The 18,099-nt window shown below is 40.1% G+C and carries 24 protein-coding genes and 2 pseudogenes; 7 read left to right on the plus strand and 19 right to left on the minus strand.

Annotated elements, in window-relative coordinates; genetic code table 11:
• Positions 1-32: 32 nt before the first annotated feature.
• The 5 genes from ACE1TI_RS02950 to ACE1TI_RS02970 all read right to left on the minus strand — a co-directional run bounded on the left by ACE1TI_RS02950 (position 33) and on the right by ACE1TI_RS02970 (position 4,719).
• Positions 33-941 (minus strand): fumarylacetoacetate hydrolase family protein, encoded by a 909-nt coding sequence (locus ACE1TI_RS02950; RefSeq protein WP_375006093.1) that lies wholly within the window; start codon positions 939-941, stop codon positions 33-35.
• 82 nt (positions 942-1,023) lie between these two features.
• On the minus strand, positions 1,024-1,818 hold the full coding sequence (locus ACE1TI_RS02955) for an ABC transporter ATP-binding protein (protein ID WP_375006094.1): 795 nt from the start codon (positions 1,816-1,818) through the stop codon (positions 1,024-1,026).
• Entirely contained in the window at positions 1,805-2,815 is a 1,011-nt protein-coding gene (locus tag ACE1TI_RS02960; protein ID WP_375006095.1) for an ABC transporter permease, read from the minus strand. The genes ACE1TI_RS02955 and ACE1TI_RS02960 overlap by 14 nt, the downstream gene beginning before the upstream one ends.
• A gap of 79 nt (positions 2,816-2,894) precedes the next feature.
• Positions 2,895-3,944 carry an ABC transporter substrate-binding protein gene (locus ACE1TI_RS02965; RefSeq protein ID WP_375006096.1) on the minus strand — a complete coding sequence of 350 codons (1,050 nt, stop codon included), beginning with the start codon at positions 3,942-3,944 and terminating at the stop codon, positions 2,895-2,897.
• A gap of 205 nt (positions 3,945-4,149) precedes the next feature.
• The gene (locus ACE1TI_RS02970) at positions 4,150-4,719 is read right to left on the minus strand and encodes a hypothetical protein (protein WP_375006097.1); all 570 of its coding nucleotides are present in this window, start codon (positions 4,717-4,719) and stop codon (positions 4,150-4,152) included.
• Between the two features lie 128 nt (positions 4,720-4,847).
• Here ACE1TI_RS02970 and ACE1TI_RS02975 point away from each other — a divergent pair, with 128 nt between their 5' ends.
• The gene (locus tag ACE1TI_RS02975) at positions 4,848-6,614 is read left to right on the plus strand and encodes a B12-binding domain-containing radical SAM protein (RefSeq protein WP_375006098.1); all 1,767 of its coding nucleotides are present in this window, start codon (positions 4,848-4,850) and stop codon (positions 6,612-6,614) included.
• 249 nt (positions 6,615-6,863) lie between these two features.
• Here ACE1TI_RS02975 and ACE1TI_RS02980 read toward each other — a convergent pair whose 3' ends face one another.
• Positions 6,864-7,295 carry an Hsp20/alpha crystallin family protein gene (locus tag ACE1TI_RS02980; protein WP_375006099.1) on the minus strand — a complete coding sequence of 144 codons (432 nt, stop codon included), beginning with the start codon at positions 7,293-7,295 and terminating at the stop codon, positions 6,864-6,866.
• A gap of 222 nt (positions 7,296-7,517) precedes the next feature.
• Between ACE1TI_RS02980 and ACE1TI_RS02985 the strand changes: the two genes are divergently transcribed.
• Positions 7,518-7,733 (plus strand): methionine aminopeptidase, encoded by a 216-nt coding sequence (locus tag ACE1TI_RS02985; protein ID WP_375006100.1) that lies wholly within the window; start codon positions 7,518-7,520, stop codon positions 7,731-7,733.
• A gap of 36 nt (positions 7,734-7,769) precedes the next feature.
• Here the strand turns inward: ACE1TI_RS02985 and ACE1TI_RS02990 are convergent, their stop codons facing one another.
• Positions 7,770-8,348, minus strand: coding sequence for a hypothetical protein (locus tag ACE1TI_RS02990; RefSeq protein ID WP_375006101.1), 579 nt, complete (start codon positions 8,346-8,348; stop codon positions 7,770-7,772).
• Between the two features lie 394 nt (positions 8,349-8,742).
• Between ACE1TI_RS02990 and ACE1TI_RS02995 the strand changes: the two genes are divergently transcribed.
• Entirely contained in the window at positions 8,743-9,378 is a 636-nt protein-coding gene (locus ACE1TI_RS02995) for a hypothetical protein (protein ID WP_375006102.1), read from the plus strand.
• Positions 9,379-9,423: 45 nt separating this feature from the next.
• Complete coding sequence (locus ACE1TI_RS03000; RefSeq protein WP_375006103.1) at positions 9,424-9,927, plus strand: hypothetical protein; 504 nt, start codon at positions 9,424-9,426, stop codon at positions 9,925-9,927.
• Here ACE1TI_RS03000 and ACE1TI_RS03005 read toward each other — a convergent pair.
• The 5 genes and pseudogenes from ACE1TI_RS03005 to ACE1TI_RS03025 form a co-directional block, all read right to left on the minus strand.
• Positions 9,924-10,050 (minus strand): annotated as a pseudogene (locus ACE1TI_RS03005) (acetyltransferase); the annotation flags it as partial. The gene ACE1TI_RS03000 and the pseudogene ACE1TI_RS03005 overlap by 4 nt on opposite strands.
• Positions 10,047-10,181: a hypothetical protein gene (locus ACE1TI_RS03010; protein WP_375006104.1), complete on the minus strand. Its 135-nt coding sequence runs from the start codon at positions 10,179-10,181 to the stop codon at positions 10,047-10,049. The pseudogene ACE1TI_RS03005 and the gene ACE1TI_RS03010, both read right to left, overlap by 4 nt.
• A gap of 19 nt (positions 10,182-10,200) precedes the next feature.
• A complete protein-coding gene (locus ACE1TI_RS03015) occupies positions 10,201-10,878 on the minus strand; it encodes a hypothetical protein (protein WP_375006105.1) in 678 nt (225 codons plus the stop codon).
• The gene (locus ACE1TI_RS03020) at positions 10,875-11,060 is read right to left on the minus strand and encodes a hypothetical protein (protein ID WP_375006106.1); all 186 of its coding nucleotides are present in this window, start codon (positions 11,058-11,060) and stop codon (positions 10,875-10,877) included. The genes ACE1TI_RS03015 and ACE1TI_RS03020 overlap by 4 nt, the downstream gene beginning before the upstream one ends.
• A gap of 77 nt (positions 11,061-11,137) precedes the next feature.
• Complete coding sequence (locus tag ACE1TI_RS03025) at positions 11,138-11,710, minus strand: hypothetical protein (RefSeq protein ID WP_375006107.1); 573 nt, start codon at positions 11,708-11,710, stop codon at positions 11,138-11,140.
• 218 nt (positions 11,711-11,928) lie between these two features.
• On the opposite strand from ACE1TI_RS03025, the gene ACE1TI_RS03030 reads away from it, so the two are divergent.
• Positions 11,929-12,831, plus strand: a complete 903-nt coding sequence (locus ACE1TI_RS03030) for an SDR family oxidoreductase (RefSeq protein WP_375006252.1) — start codon at positions 11,929-11,931, stop codon at positions 12,829-12,831.
• 15 nt (positions 12,832-12,846) lie between these two features.
• Positions 12,847-13,008 carry a hypothetical protein gene (locus tag ACE1TI_RS03035; RefSeq protein ID WP_375006108.1) on the plus strand — a complete coding sequence of 54 codons (162 nt, stop codon included), beginning with the start codon at positions 12,847-12,849 and terminating at the stop codon, positions 13,006-13,008.
• Here the strand turns inward: ACE1TI_RS03035 and ACE1TI_RS03040 are convergent.
• From ACE1TI_RS03040 to ACE1TI_RS03070, 7 genes and pseudogenes are all read right to left on the minus strand, one after another.
• Positions 13,001-13,453: a GNAT family N-acetyltransferase gene (locus tag ACE1TI_RS03040; protein ID WP_375006109.1), complete on the minus strand. Its 453-nt coding sequence runs from the start codon at positions 13,451-13,453 to the stop codon at positions 13,001-13,003. The two genes, ACE1TI_RS03035 and ACE1TI_RS03040, sit on opposite strands and share 8 nt — an antisense overlap.
• Before the next feature lie 2 nt (positions 13,454-13,455).
• Complete coding sequence (locus tag ACE1TI_RS03045) at positions 13,456-14,175, minus strand: YobA family protein (protein WP_375006110.1); 720 nt, start codon at positions 14,173-14,175, stop codon at positions 13,456-13,458.
• A 194-nt stretch (positions 14,176-14,369) separates the two neighbouring features.
• Positions 14,370-14,624, minus strand: coding sequence for a NifU N-terminal domain-containing protein (locus ACE1TI_RS03050; protein WP_375006111.1), 255 nt, complete (start codon positions 14,622-14,624; stop codon positions 14,370-14,372).
• Positions 14,625-14,774: 150 nt separating this feature from the next.
• Complete coding sequence (locus tag ACE1TI_RS03055; protein ID WP_375006112.1) at positions 14,775-15,329, minus strand: DJ-1/PfpI family protein; 555 nt, start codon at positions 15,327-15,329, stop codon at positions 14,775-14,777.
• Positions 15,326-15,894: pseudogene (locus ACE1TI_RS03060) on the minus strand (cysteine hydrolase family protein). Before ACE1TI_RS03060 ends, ACE1TI_RS03055 begins: the two are co-directional and overlap by 4 nt.
• Positions 15,895-15,921: 27 nt before the next feature.
• Positions 15,922-16,224: a hypothetical protein gene (locus ACE1TI_RS03065; RefSeq protein WP_375006113.1), complete on the minus strand. Its 303-nt coding sequence runs from the start codon at positions 16,222-16,224 to the stop codon at positions 15,922-15,924.
• Positions 16,225-16,442: 218 nt separating this feature from the next.
• Positions 16,443-17,633: an MFS transporter gene (locus tag ACE1TI_RS03070; RefSeq protein ID WP_375006114.1), complete on the minus strand. Its 1,191-nt coding sequence runs from the start codon at positions 17,631-17,633 to the stop codon at positions 16,443-16,445.
• A 212-nt stretch (positions 17,634-17,845) separates the two neighbouring features.
• Between ACE1TI_RS03070 and ACE1TI_RS03075 the strand changes: the two genes are divergently transcribed.
• Complete coding sequence (locus ACE1TI_RS03075; RefSeq protein WP_375006115.1) at positions 17,846-18,052, plus strand: hypothetical protein; 207 nt, start codon at positions 17,846-17,848, stop codon at positions 18,050-18,052.
• The last annotated feature ends 47 nt before the right edge of the window (positions 18,053-18,099 follow it).

Here is an 18,099-nt window from a genome sequence, read left to right on the forward strand (position 1 = left end):
GACATAAAATAGAGCATCCTAAAAGGCATGCTCTATTTTTTATTAACTCTATTTTTTAACTCTCCAATCCCTTCTGCCTGGATAACTACCTCATCGCCCTCCTTTAAAAACTTAGGAGGCTTAAACCCTTTTCCTACCCCGGCAGGCGTTCCTGTTGCGATAATATCACCTGGTTCTAAGGTCATTCCCCGGGAAATAATTTCAATTAACTGGGATATCGAAAATATCATTTTATCTGTTGTTGTTTCTTGTCGAATTTCATCGTTTACGAGAGTGTTTATAGTTATTGTTTTTCCCTTCAATTCTTTGGCAGGAACGATCGCGGGTCCCATCGGACAAAACGTATCCAGACTTTTACCAAGAAAAAACTGCTTGTGCCTGCTTTGCAGGTCTCTTGCCGTCACATCATTTAACAGCGTATATCCAAATATGTAATCCTCTGCTTCTTCTGCTTTAATTCCAAGCCCTTTTTTACCAATAATCACTGCTATTTCACCTTCATAGTCAAGCGCTTCGGTGACGTCTGTATGAGGATGGATATGTTCACCTGGTCCTATTACCGTTGTTGGCGATTTCGTGAAAATGATCGGATCATCAGGAATGTCTGCGGTACTTCCCATTTCGATCGCGTGCTCAGCATAGTTTTTACCGGCACACATAATATTTTTCCGTGGGACCGGGATAGGTGCTTTTAGCTTAACATCTTTTGACGAAAGAGGATATACGAAAGATTGGTCTGTATACTGCATTGCTGATTCCGCTGCTTTCTCAGCCTCTTCTATAAACTGGTCTCCATTATGGATAGCTTCAAACATCGTATTGGGAAAACGGTAATCTATGTTTTGTGCTTGTCCAGCTGCCTGAAGGTCAATGACGTATTCATCCTTTATGATTGCCGCTATCTTTTCTTCATTTTGAACAGCCACCGTTGCAAGCTTCATATTGCTGCCCCTTTCTAATCTCACATAGATGATGTAGAAAGAATTCTACCTTTTTTACGAGATTGAATCCTTTTCTTTTGTTTTATCCTAACACAGTTTTATCGTTTGCCATTTTTTCTCCGCGAATCTGCTGGAACTCATTTAACAGCTTTTCAATCGTTAAAGATTGCTTATCCTTTCCGTCTACATCTAAAATAATCTGGCCTTTATCCATCATAATCAAGCGATTGCCTAAATCAAGGGCCTGCTGCATATTGTGGGTAACCATTAATGTGGTAAGTTGAAACTTTTCTACTACTTCTGCGGTGATGTTTGTAATCAGCTCTGCTCTTGAAGGATCAAGTGCTGCTGTATGTTCATCGAGAAGAAGTATTTTTGGCTCTGTAAAAGTAGCCATTAGCAAAGATAATGCCTGCCTTTCCCCACCCGAGAGAAGCCCTACTTTCGCGGTAAGACGATCTTCGAGGCCTAAATTTAACGTTTCAAGATACTCATGAAAAAGGGCTTTTCTTTTCTTATTGACACCTGGTTTTAAGCTGCGTTTTTTATCACGGGACCAGGCCATGGCCAGGTTTTCTTCAATGGTCATGGAAGGTGCGGTTCCTGCCATGGGATCCTGGAACACCCTGCCTATTAATCGAGATCGTTGATATTCCTGAAGGTGTGTTACCTGGTTGTCATCAATGAATACATCGCCAATGTCAGGGATCAAGGAGCCGGAAATGACATTCATCAGCGTGGATTTTCCTGCTCCGTTACTTCCGATTACGGTTAAAAAATCACCGTGGTTTAAATCCAGGTTTACATGCTGTAAGGCTTTTTTTTCATCCATCGTTCCTTCATTAAACGTTAAGGATACCTGATTAAGTTGCAGCATTTCCCTTCTCCCCTTTCCTTGCACCTGACAGCTGGGTGATCTCTGCTTTCTTGCGCTGTCTTCTTCGTTTTTCCCGCTGTGACTCGAGAATTTTAGGTGTAACCAGCGCTCCTACTACAATGACTGCCGTAATTAATTTCATATCACCGGTTTCCAAAAAGTCCACTCTCAGCGCCATCGATACAACAATACGGTAAATAATCGCTCCGCCTATAACAGCAAGGGTGGTACGCGCAATGGATTTCGTTCCAAACAGTGCTTCTCCAATAATAACCGAGGCAAGACCGATAATAATCATACCGATCCCCATTCCCGCATCGGCAAAGCCGCCGTGCTGGGCAATCAATGCACCTGATAGTGCTACGAAGGCATTAGAAAGTCCCAGCCCAGCAATAATGAGAATATCCGTGTTAGCCGAAAAACTGCGGATCATTTTTTTGTTGTCTCCCGTAGCCCTTAAGGCCAGACCGACTTCTGTTTTCAAAAAATAGTCAGTTAAAAATTTAATAACAAAAGTAAGAATTAATGAGAAAAACAAAACCGCCCATGTCTTAGGTGTTCCAGGCACCCCAAGCGCTGCGATTGTGTTATTAAAAGGACCACTTAAATTTAAATTTTCCCAAAAAGCTGTAATAGACGTAAAAATAGTTTCCTCATTTAATAATGGAATGTTAGACTGCCCCATAATCCGCAAGTTAATCGAATACAAAGCAATCATCATCAAAATACCAGATAACAAAGGGTTAATTTTCCCTTTTGTATGAAGCAGCCCGGTCACACACCCTGCTAAAAACCCGGCAATCACCGCAACAACAGTAGCAAACAGCGGAGACTGCCCATTAATAATCATCACAGCAGCAACCGCTGCACCTGTGACAAAACTTCCATCTACGGTTAAGTCCGGAAAGTCCAGGATCCGGAAAGACAAATAAACACCAAGCGCCATAAGCGCGTAAATGATACCGGATTCCACTGCTCCGAACATGGAAACAAACATGTTTTCCTTCCTCCATTCTCTCTAATAAACAAAAAGCCTGGCCTGTTGCCTCTTTTAGAGGCAGGCCAAGCCTGATGCATTATTCGTTAATAAATTGAGCTTCTTCTTCCCAGTCTTTATGTATCTCTACACCCTGGGCTTCAGCAGCTTCTTTATTGATAAATAGTTCCATGTCTTCCGGGTATTCTGCAGGAATATCAGCAGGTGTTTTTTCACCGCTTAATACTTCTGCAGCCATTTCACCGGCCCGGTAACCAATGGTATGATAATCTATTCCAAAGGTAGCAAATCCGCCGCGTTCAAGGGAATCAGGCTCTCCTACAACTAACGGAATACCTTGTGTTTCTGCCACATTCACCACGGTTTCAAGCGCAGAAACTACCGTGTTGTCTGTAACAATGTACATAACATCTACATCTCCAACTAGAGATTCAGCGGCCTGCTGCACCTCTGCAGAAGAAGAAACACTTCTCGTAGCTGCCTCTAAGTCCGTGCCTTCCATAGCTGCTTCTACTGCTTCTATTTGAGAAACAGAATTTTGTTCTCCAGAATTGTAAATCATCCCCACAGTCGCTTCTGGAAAGTATTCTGTGATAAAATCAACGGTCATCTCAATGGCTTCAGGATGAAGGTCCATGACCCCTGTAATCAACTCTCCCGGTGTTTCGGTGTCCTCTATAAGGCCAGCTTCTACAGCATCGGTTACTGATGTGAAAATAATCGGAGTTTCAGAGCTTGCCTGCAGTGCTGATTGCGCACTCGGCGTCGAATTGGCAAAAATCAAATCTACTCCATCAGCAACAAAATTATTCGCAATCGTTGCCGTATTATTCTGATCATTCTGAGCATTTTGATAATCGAACTCGATATTTTCTCCTTCTGTATATCCTTGATCGGCTAAACCTTCTTTAAACCCTTCATATGCTTCATCGAGCGAAGGGTGTTCAACAATCTGTGTAGCTCCGACTACCACACTATCTTCCGCTTCCCCTTCTGCATCTTCTTCCTCTGTTCCGCCGGTAGCCGTCTCATTTTCCCCAGACGCTTCTTCTTCCCCTTCTCCGCACGCTGCTAAAACGGTGACAGATAACGCTCCGGTTAAAAGCAGCTGCAGCCATCTTTTTTTCATAGTTGTTCTCCCCCTCTTTATATGTAGGAATTTTCTAATAGTTACATTTATCTTATAGGATTCTGCAAAACTTGTAAATAATTATTTTTTACGCAGTAAAGCGTCTAAGTAATTCAGTGGAGATAGTTCCCAGGTTTCAAGATCCTTGTTTGGAGGAAGCTAAAAAGGGATGCCTCTTCCTTTCGAGACATCCCCATCGTTATCATCAAGAAATCGATTCTATATTTACGGTCACCCCTGGTAAATCAATTTCTTCATTCGCTCTTATGTTTTCTTGAATCACCGGTTTCCATTCGTTTTCATATATTTCAGGAAAAGACAGCCTAGCATGATTTGAAAAGACATGATTTCCTTTAATATAGTCATTATACTCATCGACCAAAAGAGCACCGTCCTGAATATTAAATGTAATTTGATATGATTCTCCATCTATCTCATCTTCTACGGTGTAGCCAAAATCGTAAAGACGTTCGAGTACTGCATAATCGTCAAACGGAACAATAACAGCCTGTGCTGATTCTATTCTCTCAGCCCCTTCTACTGATAAAACCCGTTCACCCTGCGATGCTCTGTCTGCAAATACTTCGGTAACGTAAAGATACAGAGCAGCCATTATGACGGCAAGTATAATAGAGGCCAGCCTTTCTATATTTTTACGAGGCTTTTCCTTTTTTTTCATAAATGAATGAAGAGCCAGCCCTAAAAGAAACGTCAGAGTTAAAATAGTAAGGGATAATAATAGATGAAACAACCACGGTTCAAGCGTTAAAATCATTCCTACCATCCTTTAAAACAGCTGTATATTTTCATTACTACGATATAGGAAGAAATGAAAGCCGAACATATGATATCATATTCCTAGTGTTTTATGCGATGAAATAGCAGTAAAAGGAGCGATTTTGTTTGAATGTCGTTGTAAGTACATTAAATGCTAAGTATATTCATACCTGCCTGGCCCTTCGTTATTTAAAGGCTTTTGCAGAACCAGATTATAATGTCAATATAGCAGAATATACGATTAAAGATCCTGCTATGAATATTGTAACAGACCTGTTTGAGAAAAAGCCCGATGTCATCGGCTTTTCCTGCTACATTTGGAATATTGAAGAAACCATTGAAGTAGTGTCTATGCTGAAAAAAATAGATTCCAATATAACGATCGTACTTGGCGGTCCGGAAGTTTCATATGATACGGACTACTGGATGAAACGTCTTCCTGAAGTTGATTTTATCGTCATGGGAGAAGGCGAAGAAACGTTTAAACACCTTCTTGAGGAAATGAACAGCGAACAGAAGTTTCATATGGTTTTCGGAACAGCTTATCGTAAAGACGGCCGAGTCAGAATAAATCCGCCTCGTCCTAAAGTTCCTCTTGAAGACCTGCCAAGCCCGTACCGTTTCGAAGAAGATAAAGAAGCACTGTCTAAACGGATTACGTATTTTGAAACAAGCCGCGGCTGTCCTTTCAGCTGTCAATTCTGTCTTTCTTCTATTGAAAATGGCGTCCGCTATTTTGATATAAATGAAGTCAAAAAAGACCTGCTTTATTTAATAGAAAACGGTGCAAAAATGGTAAAATTCGTGGACCGCACTTTTAATATTCAGCGCGAGTACGCAAAGGAAATCTTTCAATTTTTAATTGACAACCACCAGGGCTGTCAATTTCAATTTGAAATTACCGCAGATATTATGCCGCCTGAACTACTGACATTTTTAAACGAAAATGCACCGCCGGGGATTTTCCGGTTTGAAATTGGTGTTCAATCGACCAACGACGCTACGAATAAATTAGTCAAACGCCACCAAAACCTGAAAAAGCTGGAACGAACGGTAACGATGGTAAAAGAAGGCGGAAAAATCGAACAGCACCTTGATCTCATCGCAGGTCTGCCGGAAGAAGATTACGGCCGCTTTAAACAAACCTTTAATGATGTCTTTGCGATGGGGCCGGAAGAATTGCAGCTCGGATTCTTGAAAATGCTGAGAGGGACAGGCCTGCGAATACGGGCAGAAGACCACGGCTATGTGTATATGGACAACGCACCGTATGAAATGCTAAGAAATGACGTACTTAGCTTTGCTGACATCGCCCGCATTAAGCGAGTTGAAGACATTTTAGAAAAATATTGGAACGACCACCGCATGGATCACACGATAGAATACCTTGTAAACCAAAGCTTTCCGACTGCGTTTGACTTCTTTCAGGAATTCGGGGATTACTGGCATCAAAAAGGCTGGGGCCGAATCGGGCATCAGCTTGAAGACCTTTTCCTCCGCCTTGAAGAATTTTTAAAGCATCACGGGGTGAAAAACATTGCGGTGATCAAAGGGATAATGACCTATGATTACTTTTTGCACCAAAAGCATAAACCTCGGAAATCCTGGGGAACACCGGAGCTTTCCAAAAAAGAGCATACAGAGTTGATGAATTTATTTGCTGATCAGCCACAACTGCCTCATTTACCAGTTTCGTTGAAGAAACAGGATTGGCATAAACACGCAGTAACCGAACTGATGCCGTTTTCCCTGCAGGCTTACCTTGAAACAGGCAGCATAGTAAAAAAACAAGAAATACTGCTTGTTCATTATGATGTTAAAAACCAAAAACAAACGACCCGGTTTATTCCATATGATACCATATTGAAAAATCGTCCTGCTGCAGCCAAATAGGCGGGAACAACGGGGAGTCAGGTGCTGAGTACACGGTACCTGCTTCCCTTTCCAGACCGAGGTTCCGCTAATGTTATCAATAGTACTCTTTCAAACAGTTTCGCGGACCCACATTCGGCTATTAACCCTAAACACGTAGATTTTTCGTTCGTGAAATAACGGAACGAGGGTCCGTGTCTTAAACTCAAACAAAAACCAATGTGAAAAGAGGCTGCCTTAGAGGCAGCCTCTGCTATGTGTAGGGTTCAGTCACTTTCTCTCCTTCTCATCAATTCCTATAAAACGTTCGCGTGACAAAGGATTCTCGCGTTTCGGAATATGCAGAACAAGCAGATCCTCTACATACGAAACTTTAATTTCTTCGCCTTTTATTGGGCCGAGGTGTATTTTCTTGTAAAACTCTTCAAAGCGGGACGTTTGTCGAAAAAATTGATCACTTTCTACTTTGTCCGTTTCATCGTGTACCGCTTTGATCGTCACATATTCATCCTCATATTCTATAAATATCCTGTCACTTTCAAACCCGGGCAGCGATGCTTCCACTACATAATAACTGCCTTCTTCCCGAATGGCCGTTTTCTCATTATCACGTAAACCTGGAAATGATGAAAACAAATCATGAAACGTATCAAAAACTTCGTTAAATATATCAGATTGATGGCGTATAGGTCTTTTAGTCATGTGGATTCCTCCTTTTTATTTTCTGATCTCATCATATGCATCCCCGTCAAAAATTTATAAACTCCAGCCTAGACAAAGCTTTTCAGAGAAATATCCCTATTTGTCCAACCGCTTCTGCCATAACCTTTTTGCAATTGATGAATAAAATATGGTATAAAGCAACATATTTTTCCACAAAATGATAATGTAAGCGTACACAATTAATGTTGGAGGTGAACTAAGATGGGACTCTTTTCCTCGATAAAAGAATGGAAAAAAGCAAGGCAGGAAAAGCATATTGCCAACATGGAAGCAAAGGGGATCTGTCCGGACTGCCGCGGGCGAGGTTTTGATCTTTATTATCCCGTTGAATATTATACTACGACTCCCTCCGTTGAATGTCCCGGCTGCAATGGAAGCGGCTTATTTTCCGATTGGAACAGCCAAACAAGCCAATAAAGGCGGCTGGAAACATTTCCGCCGTCCACTCATTTTTTACAATGCTTCCTCAGACCAGCGGAGGCCAAACACTACTACATGCTCTTTTTGTTCAATTGTACGCTCTAATTCTTTTTCTTCGTTCCAGTCCGCAGAAATCGACGACCCAGATTGCATGATTGCCATCCAAGACGTTTCGTTTTGGTCCACCGGCACTTCATTTAAATGAGTGTAAACTTTTTCATCCCATGCAAAAGGCAGCTGAAATGCTGTAGAAGCAGTCGAATATTGAAAAGGCCTCTCTCCTTCATCCGCCGCTTGCGCCTCATGGAAATAAAGCTCCATATCTGTTTTATTATCATTTCCCGCATGATTAAGCTCATTTAAACCGAATATAAGTTCATTTATGTACTCTTTTTCCTCTTTTTCAAGTCCAATGCCTAATTTAGTACCTGACTCTTCTTCTAAACGTTCTCCATCCTCATATACGTCTATGACCACTTTTACCGCTTTTATATTATTCTGTTGAAACTCCGGTTCATATACCACATAATTCTCCACTCCAAATGGAAGATAGCGCTGTTGATCCTCTGAAAGCTCTTTTTCCTTCAGGACCGGCTCTTTGTTTGTTGGCATGTCATTCGCACAGCCTGCTAAACCAATCAGAAGGACACCAAAGATCGGTTAATGCTTCATCTATATCTACCTCCATCCTTTTTCATCAAAAACAGTAAAATAGAACGCTTTTCTTACAAAAAAGATCGTTATCTATTAAAGCCTCATCATCTTTTTTCCCAGTTAGGAAAGACTTGATTTATCCTGCATTTTTTTAACTTCTTATGATTATGTGATTTCACTGTTTTTGTTTCGCTTTTCTATTGTTCAAGCCTTCTTTATCTTGCTTATTGCTAACGACCTATTTCTTGTTTTATGAACAAACTTTTACCTTACATCCATTAATTGACAAAATTGTCAGGTGATTATAACATCTGCTTGTGTTAATAAAACTAGTAAGGAGGAGATTTTGGGGATGGAAAAGCAATTTAAATGCGCTGCAAGTTTACTAGCTTTATCTCTTGTTCTTTCAGCAGTTCTGCCTCATTTCGCACAAGCTGAAGAGTCACCGACTGTAAAGAATTCCTCTGAAATAGAAAATCAGCTTGATGAATTTACACACTTGTTAAAAGAAATGGAAGCAGCAGGTATTGACCTTCAACACTTAGAAGAAAACACAGACGCACAAATTAATGAATTAAGTCCTGAAACTCAAAACGTATACTATGAATATGAAAAAAATGGCGCTATTCATAAAGGAAATGCAAATGAACAGCAAAGCTCCATGAAATCCGCTGAAGCCGTTCCACCGAAAGCTGAAATGCAGCATCAAGTGCAGCCGCAAATTTGGGCTTCCATTACAAAAAAAGCCGTTCAAAAGGCATTACGCTATGGAGGTACATACGCGGGAGATTTAATAAAGCGTATTCCATATAAATGGGCAGATAAAGCGGGCGACTCCATTTCAAAATATGGAAATAAAGCGGCTGACGTACTGGAAGAATTAAACAATTTTACAGAATCCGCTGTAGCATTAGGGCTGACAAAAGCTGGGATTCCTCCTGCTGACGCCTTGTATATCGCTAAATTTATTGTATTCTTTTTAGGTTAACAAGGAGCGGGCCGGTCCCGCTCTTTATCGATTCGGAGGGGTATTATGCATCTAGGATTGGCCATTATTATTTTCCTTCTATCTTTTATCGTATTTTTTATTTTCATCGTTAAAAGTGAAAAGAAAGAAAACCATGATTATAATGAAAAATATTTACTGTCTTCTGTTGTTGCATCCGCTGTGCTTTCCCTCATCTCAACCGCAATTATTATGTTTTTTGTGTTTATTTTTACTGGGGCAGCAGCTTTTATTAATTCGTTATTCAGTCTCGATATAGACAAAAATCAATTAGGAACGCTGGTTATTGCGACAGCCGTTTATATGTTTACCGCCGATCATCTATTCACAGCTGTTATTAAGTATATAACCGAGAGTGCATCCATGCGTCTTGTTTTCTTATTCGCTCTGAGGTTTATTTTCATATTTATCGTTTGTCTTTTTTTATCAATTAGTTCAGTAAAAGCAAGCATCATTTCCTTATGTCTGGCTGTCTTTTTACTGTTAGTAGAAATAATTTATCACTCACGAAAAAGTGACGAGAAAAACTAATTTTTAATTTTTAACACTTTCGCGGGACTGCCTCCAACAACTGTGTTATTAGGTACACTTTTTTGTTACAACAGTCCCGGAAGCAATCACCGCATTATCCCCTATCGTAACGCCGGGGTTTATACACCGCCATTTTTATCCTTTATCACTTCCTGCAGTTTTTTTATCTCTCTTGTTTCTTGAAGTTGGTTTTTATTAATCCTTCCCAGTGCATCAAAAACAGCAAATATTGCAGCAAAAATTAAAAATTCCATTTTATTTCCTCTTTCCATCTTATAAGCTTCGTTCATTTCCATTAGAATCCCTTAAGATAAGATTGATTCCATTTGCCTGGCCTCCATAATAATATTTTTCCAAATCTGAAATATCCACGGTTTCTTCAAAATGAAAGGTATCTTTTTCTTTTGGTAATAGCGTTTCTTCTTGGATTCCCTCTTTGTTCAAAAGAGATATCGTTGGAACATCTTCCACGCGGTGAATGGATTCAATAAACTCCACTGTAACGTTTACTTCTTCCGAGCTTTTATTTTCCAGCGGAATAGAAAATTGTATGTACATTTCTTTCTTCTCTTCATCTGCTTCATAGGAACACGAACTCTTCTCTCTGTCATAATCAACCGCATAAACACCAGCCGCCATCGTACTTTGATATGCAGATACAATAGCTGATGGTGTAATTATAAAAATTGATATACTTGCAAATAAAATCTTACCCTGCCATTTTTTAAGTGAATGGCCAATGAAAAAAAGACTAAGAATGAGAGCAGCTAAGCTGGCTAAACCAAAAAAATGAAGCCCGCTTTCCGTATCCATATTTGAATAAGGGGGAATACCAAGGTTTCGAAAAATTGCTTCCCCAAATGGAGTCCGATGAGGAAACGGAAACTGAAGCAGGTATGCCAAACTAAACAGGCTAATACCAGCCCATAATAGGTAAGGATGTTTTATCATAAACCAGCCCCCGTATCTTTGTTCCGCTTTAGCTCTTCATGAATATCTTTAAGCACTTTATTCCTTTCTTTCATTAATTTAATCATCGTAACTACCGTATAAATGAAAAATATAATAATAAGCAATGAAAATAGGGACGGAACCCAACTAAAAAATGAAAACCAAAATGAGTGCAATTCCACCAAGCTCCCTCCAATATCATTTAACAAATAAAAGAACCAGAATCTCTCTGGCTCCTGTCAAGCGTTTCTACCTATTTTTAATCCTGTAAAAAACTTCGAATTTCAGCGTCATTATGAGAAGTATTCGTGACATGATACAAGTCGTCAATCGGATAATCATTAACAATGATGTCTAAATCCTGAATAATCCGATGGGCATACTTCAATGCCTCTTTATCTCTTTTAAAGACGGCATACTCTATCAAATCCATGAGATTATGAAAATCAGACTGCAGTTCTCCCTCTGAAGCGTCAGCCATCGATTTAAATTCGTTATAAACTTTTTCAATGTCCTCATTTTTTTCTAACCAGTGATCCTGCTGCTGAAAAAAATTTAATTCTCCCCAGCCAACCAACCCGTTCATGATATCATGGGTTTCCCTGATTTTATGCTGCACCGCATCCTCAATGTGCAGCGTGCCGTCATCATCTAGGTAGGACACAGCTTTCGAATGTTCTAAAATTTCTACCTCAGAAACGGCTGATTCACCCGCAAAAGCTTCTGTATCGTCTTCCAAATTACTCATCCATGCCACCGTAAAGAAGCTGATGCCCATTATGGCTCCCGCCAATCCTAATAACCCGGCTGTTATCCAAAGGATTTTTTTCATTCATTTCAACTCCATTACTTTCTTCTTCTACACCGTACCATTTTTTGTAATTTTCCTACAAGGCTTTTTTCCCATATTTGTTCCAAAAAACATGTCATCACATAAATAGTGACGTTTCTTCATAACGTGAAATAAGAGAAATTACTCCTTAGGAGGTCGGAATGAGTCAAAATACGTGGCAGCAAGTGCAGCAGATGCAGCAGATGTTTCAAGAAAATATGAAAAAAGAACCTTATCCCATGTATCCGCATTACGGGAAAATCACTCGTTACGAGGAAGTGCCGCTGGCGGTACCCGAGCAGCGTCAATACCACCAGCCTGGTATCGAAAAAGTAATGGTTCCCAAACCAATCATTGAAAACCCCAATTACAAAGGAAGTGGAAAACTGAAAGGCAAAATCGCCCTTATTACGGGAGGCGACAGCGGAATTGGAGCGGCAGTCGCTATAGCTTTCGCCAAAGAAGGAGCAGATGTGGCGGTTTCTTATCTAAATGAGCATGACGATGCCAATCGTACTAAAAGAAGAGTAGAAGAAAGAGGCCAGCGTTGTTTACTGCTACCAGGAGATGTTCGAGAAAAAAGCCAATGTGAAAAGATAGTGGAAAAAACGGTTGAAACTTTTGGCAGACTTGATATTTTGTGCAACCACGTTGGCATTCAATTTCAGCAATTAAGCCTGCTTGATATTACAGATGAGCAATTCGATGAAACATTCAAAGTCAACGTCTACTCTCATTTTTACACAACAAGAGCAGCACTGCCCCACATGAAAGCAGGAAGCTCTATCATTAATACGTCATCGGTGGTGGCTTATTCAGGCAATGAACAGCTGATTGACTACACTTCAACAAAAGCGGCCAACGTTGGCTTCACACGTGCGTTAGCAAACAATGTTATAAAGCATGGCATCCGTGTAAACGCGGTCGCTCCGGGGCGCATTTGGACACCGCTTATACCGGCAAGCTTTTCTGCTGATGAAGTCACCCAAGTCAATAACCCGATGGATCGGCAAGGCCAGCCGTTTGAACTCGCCCCAGCTTATGTTTACCTCGCTTCAGACGATTCTAGTTTTGTGACAGGCCAAGTGCTTCATGTAAATGGCGGGGAATCAGTTGAATAAAAGAGGAGGGCATGGATGTATACATTCAACCCGGAAGTTAAACTGCTTCTTGTAAACGAGTCCAATGAAAAAGTGGAAGTTACGTATAGTCCATATTCTTTTGAATTACCTAAGATCGGCCCACGTCCTCCATATTACGTCTACCCTAATTATGAAGCTTATTATCCTATTATTTAAGTGGAAAACGAAAAGAGTAATCATAAAAATAATGAGAATTTCTTTTAAATCCTATTTTCTCATATAGACTTTGCACTGCTGTATTTTCATTTCCTGTCTCGAGAGAAAGGGATGCTGCCCCTGTTTTCGATGCATAATCAATGGCTTTCTTTAATAATTTCTCACCAAATCCCTTTTTTCTAGCAGATTCTTTCACAAACAAATCATTTAAAATCCACGTCTTCTTCATACTTACGGATGAAAAAGAAGGATACAATTGCACAAAGCCGATAGGATGGTTTTTCTCGTAAGCTATAAAAACTGCCGACTCCTTATTTTTCATCCTTTCTTTTAAATATTCCCTCGCCCCTTCCCTATCAGATGATTGTTCGTAAAAGAGCCGGTATAAATCAAAAAGTTCGGTTAATGAATTAAGGTCGTTTAGTGCTGCTTTTTGAATAGTCATATTTAGTTCCCCCTGTTATAATCATTAACCGTTACGTCATGCATTGTTATTTCAACCTTCCACTGTTTATGTTCCGTTTGAAAATCGACACTTGTGACCGCAGGAATTCCTTGAATATCTTTTGATTCCAGGGCTTGTTTTACAGCTTCTTGCTCTGTAAGATTTGCTTCTTCTGGCTTTTCTCCCGGAAGGATTTCCATATGCTCCGCCTCTGACTGGCCTGGATACGATTCAGCCACCACTTCATACCATACTTCTACTCCATGCCCTATTTCTGCATTATCCGCCGCGTTGGAAAACCAGATGGCGCTGTAAAATACCTCCTGGCCGCCGGTATCGCTGTAATCTTTCGGCTCAGACGCTGCAACAAGGACCCTGCCATCTTTTTTATCGACCACGTAACCAGTCATTCCCGGCGGAAAGCCAGGCTTATCACCAGAAGCACAGCCATTCATCCCCATGCCTATTAATAAAAATAGGAAAAACATCAACCTGCTTTTCAAATTATCACTCCTGCTATTTATTATGTAACGTTTTAAAGCAGGTAAAGGTTTCTTTTTTTCATTTATGATTCGTGATAAATTTCCACCAGCCTTATTATGGTCATACCGATAATCACAAGAGAAAGAGCAATGAACAGCCATTGTCTTTCGTCTCCTAGAAATATTTGAGTGAATCACACCGGAAATGAAAACAATCCATTGATAAATCTTTCCCCACATGATTTATTCCGCCCCCCCATTATATAATAATGGACAGCCTGCTCCATCTATTGTTTTCCGAGCATATAGCCCATTAACACTGTATTCCGATCGATTTCTATTATGACGGCCACGAGTACTTTATGACTTTTTCAGCCAATAAAAAATGCTCCCATTCAAATGGATCAGGGAGCATTTATAAAAGGTCCTTCTTTTTATTCGTTTGCGTTAAACGCCTGCTGGATCTTAGGCATCAAGTCATCCCACTCTGCATCCATCGTTTTATTTACCGTAACAAAATCATTGTAGCCAAAAATATTGTCTACGCCTTCAATCTGTAGCAATGCTTTTGCAATCGGGTGATCGGTGTCGTCCCCTTTTTTCAGAGACGTGCTGCCATCAAAGATTACTTGGTCCGCTGTAAATTTTACAGCATTTGGGTTAGGTGTAGATTGAGCTTGTACTTCCATAGGTTTAATGAGTCCCCTTTCGATTTCACACTTTAAAATTATTCTATTTATAAAATAATAACACTTTAAGCCACGTTTTAAAAATAGGTCATTAAAAAGTGGTACCTTTTTTCTCTTTTCTTGCTAGCATTCCATGTTGTGACCCATTATTTATGTTTGATAATCCATCTGCCTGCGGATGTGTTCTTTTCCTTCTGTCCCGGCAAATTTTTCACAAAGATACAAGCCTAAATCTATAGATGAGCTGACCCCTCTAGCTGTGATAACATCTCCTTCATCTACAATTCTTTGATCCAGCGTTTGGCAATATGTATTTAATAATTCAAATGCGTGGGGATGGGTCGTCGCCTTTTTTCCTTTTAAAAAACCAGCAGCTCCAAGAAGCAGGGAACCCGTGCATACGGAAGCTTTTAGATCACAGTTCTCCGCCGTTTTCAACCATTGAAGGAAGGCAGGGTCGTCCTGCAGCCGTCTTGTCCCCATTCCGCCCGGTACAACAATCATGTCATAATGATCTAATGGTTTACTCACTTTATCTGGAGAAAATATAAGTCCAGCCCCATCTTTAACTGCAGGGTTAAACGAACAAACATCCCACTGAAATTCTGGCATCACATTCATCGTCTTCAACCTCGTCAAAGCATCATATACCCCGACAAAATCTAAAGCAGTTACACCGTCGAACAAAATAAATGCTGTTTTCATTTCAACTGCTCCTTTTCTATTTTTTCAATGATTTGAACGGTTGTGATTCCTGTGGCAAATTCCTGGTGAAGAGCGGCTAGTGATAAGTCATGTACGACCTCAGGCTCGTAATATCGAACATTATATCCCATAAACCGAAAGCTGCCGTCGCATCAGCAATCAAATATGTAGAAAAGCCGAAGTTCCCGCTCATCCTAGTAGTTGTTGATACACAATGAGGTGTCGTTAATCCTGTGATGATTACGTTGTCCCATTGATTGGAATGTAAATGCTCTTTTAAGTTCGTGCCGATAAATGCACTGTTCTGTTTTTTGGTTATAACTGTTTCATTTACTTTTGGCATTGCAGCATCCTTTAAAAACGAATGATTCATTTTCAGGAAAAAACAAAGACGCAGGATTAGAAGAAGTGTGCTTAATATGTATAACCGGCCATCCTTTTCCCCGCCATGCCGTGAGCTGCCTTTGGATGTTTTGTTCTGCAAAGGATTGTTTCGCTTTCCCCATTTTTTATCCTCAAAAGCTTTCTGCACATCAATAATGATCAGAGGAGACACTTTGTTCATTTAGAAAAACTCCCTTTACTACGTAGATTATTTGTTATTACGGCCGCCGGTGCTTTGTAATTCCTCCCTTCCATGGATTACATCATTAGAGATATGGTAGGAATAAGAATAATCGGGTTCATCTTCAAACGTGACATAAAAGAGATAATGGCTGGAAAAGGTAGATTCGGCCTTTTCCATTTCCCAAGAACGATCAGGGTAAGTTTCTTCTAAATGGTGTTCTAATACTTCCATTCTTTTGGGCACTTCGTGATGTAAAATAACATAAGGCCGGATAACCCACATACCAACCCCAGCATGATTACGAGAAAAACAATCGAAAAAGTACATAACAGAACCTTTTGTTTTTTAGAAATAAGAAGAGTAACAGCAAACAAAATGGTGACAAAATAAGCTGTAATGTAAGCAAATTAAACCTCTACATAATGGGTTTCTGGAGCAATATTATTAATATAAAACCAGCTTAGAAAAACCATAACCCCCAAAAAAGCAACGGAAATCATTATTTTAATTTTAATACAGTTTCCCCCTTTACAATGTTTTCCGGCTTATTTTACATTAATATCTTTTGTCGCCAGTTGTCGCCTTAATATCCATATGCAAACAGGGGTTACGAACGTAAGCAGTCCAATGGATGTAAAAGCCACACCCCAATTGTAAAAGTCAAGCAAAAGACCAAATAATACAGGAGAAAAAATTGTTGCACTAAAACCCATAACTGACTGAATACCAAGGGCGGTGCCGATAATATCGGGATCGGCAATTTCCGTTAAGGCGGTATTATAAATCGGGGAATCTGCAATAATTGTAAATCCATAAATAAAAACGAGCGGAAGCAGAATCCAGATCGGAATTTCGATGAGCCAGCCAACAGCCAAAGAGCAGATAATACTGATATAAATAAATAATTGAATTATATTCAGCCGTCCGAACCTATCCGACAATTGCCCGCCCAAAAACGTAGCAAATCCGCCTGCCATAATAACGAGTGATCCTGTTAGATTTCCATAACTCACAGCATGTTCTACATCATTATTTGCAAAATAATAAACGAGAAACGGGCCGATCCACGCCCACATCGCATACAATTCCCAGCAATGGCCGGTGTAACTGACATTTACGAGCAAATTTTTCTTCGTCAGCACTCTTTTCAGCAGTGCCATATTTAAACGCTGTCCCTCGATATGTAAGTTGCTTGGAATGTTAGAAAAGAAAAGCATTCCTGAAGCCACAAGTGCAGAGCAGGATGTAATCAAAATAACCCCCTGCCAGCCCGTTAAATTAATAAGCATTCCTGATACTAGCAGGGAAAAACCAGAACCCACTACTAACGAGCCTACATAAACGCCCATCGCTGCTCCTCTTTTTTCTGGGGGAGCGATTTGTGCTACGATTTTCATTCCCGGTACATAAATCCCTGCTATGCCAATACCAGATAACAAACGCAGCAGAAGAGCTGACATAAACCCGTCAGCTAAGAAAACAAACAAAACACCAGAAACGCCAGCCAGCAAAGCACCGTACATAAAAGAATATTTCGGATTATATTTATCGCTTAAAAAACTATAAAAAAAGACCGCTGCTACATAGCCTATATGAAAAAAGGAAACAATGATACCGGACTGTGTGGGTGTTAAACCCCATTCCTCTTCTACGATTGGCATCACCGCAGAAAAGTTAAACCATACTTGCATACTAAGAAATTGTGCAATAGCTAACGTCCATAATAACCGATTCAACGCATTGGCCACCTTTGTCATAAAAAGTTAATTACTTACATTATACCTAAAAACCTAAATATTTCGAAATTTTTTGCTCACCCTATCAGAATTTATACCTTCATGGTGTTATTTGTAGATAAATTCATGGCTGTTTTTAGCAGGAAAATACCATGTTTGCCACAAATGTATTAAGCAGTATTTATACACTATAAGAAAGGTGGTCGTTGTTAGTGAACCGTGATCTCACACTGAAACAGATCGCAGAAGGCATCCCTAAGTCGGTATTAAATGCGTCAGACAAAGACCTGGAAGGGTTTCAGGAAATCCTCGATCAAACGATAAAAGTAAGAGAAGCACACAAAGATTTACAGCGGATGGTACAAAGCTATTCAGGTTCTAAAAAACCGTCCCCTTCCGCCATGCAGCAGTCTTCTTAAGTATCCTGTTCAAATATCCACGGACCTCTTTTCTATTTATATAATAT

Origin of the sequence: Alteribacillus sp. JSM 102045, from assembly GCF_041949975.1 — a bacterium.
Taxonomy (GTDB): Bacteria; Bacillota; Bacilli; order Bacillales; family Marinococcaceae; genus Alteribacillus.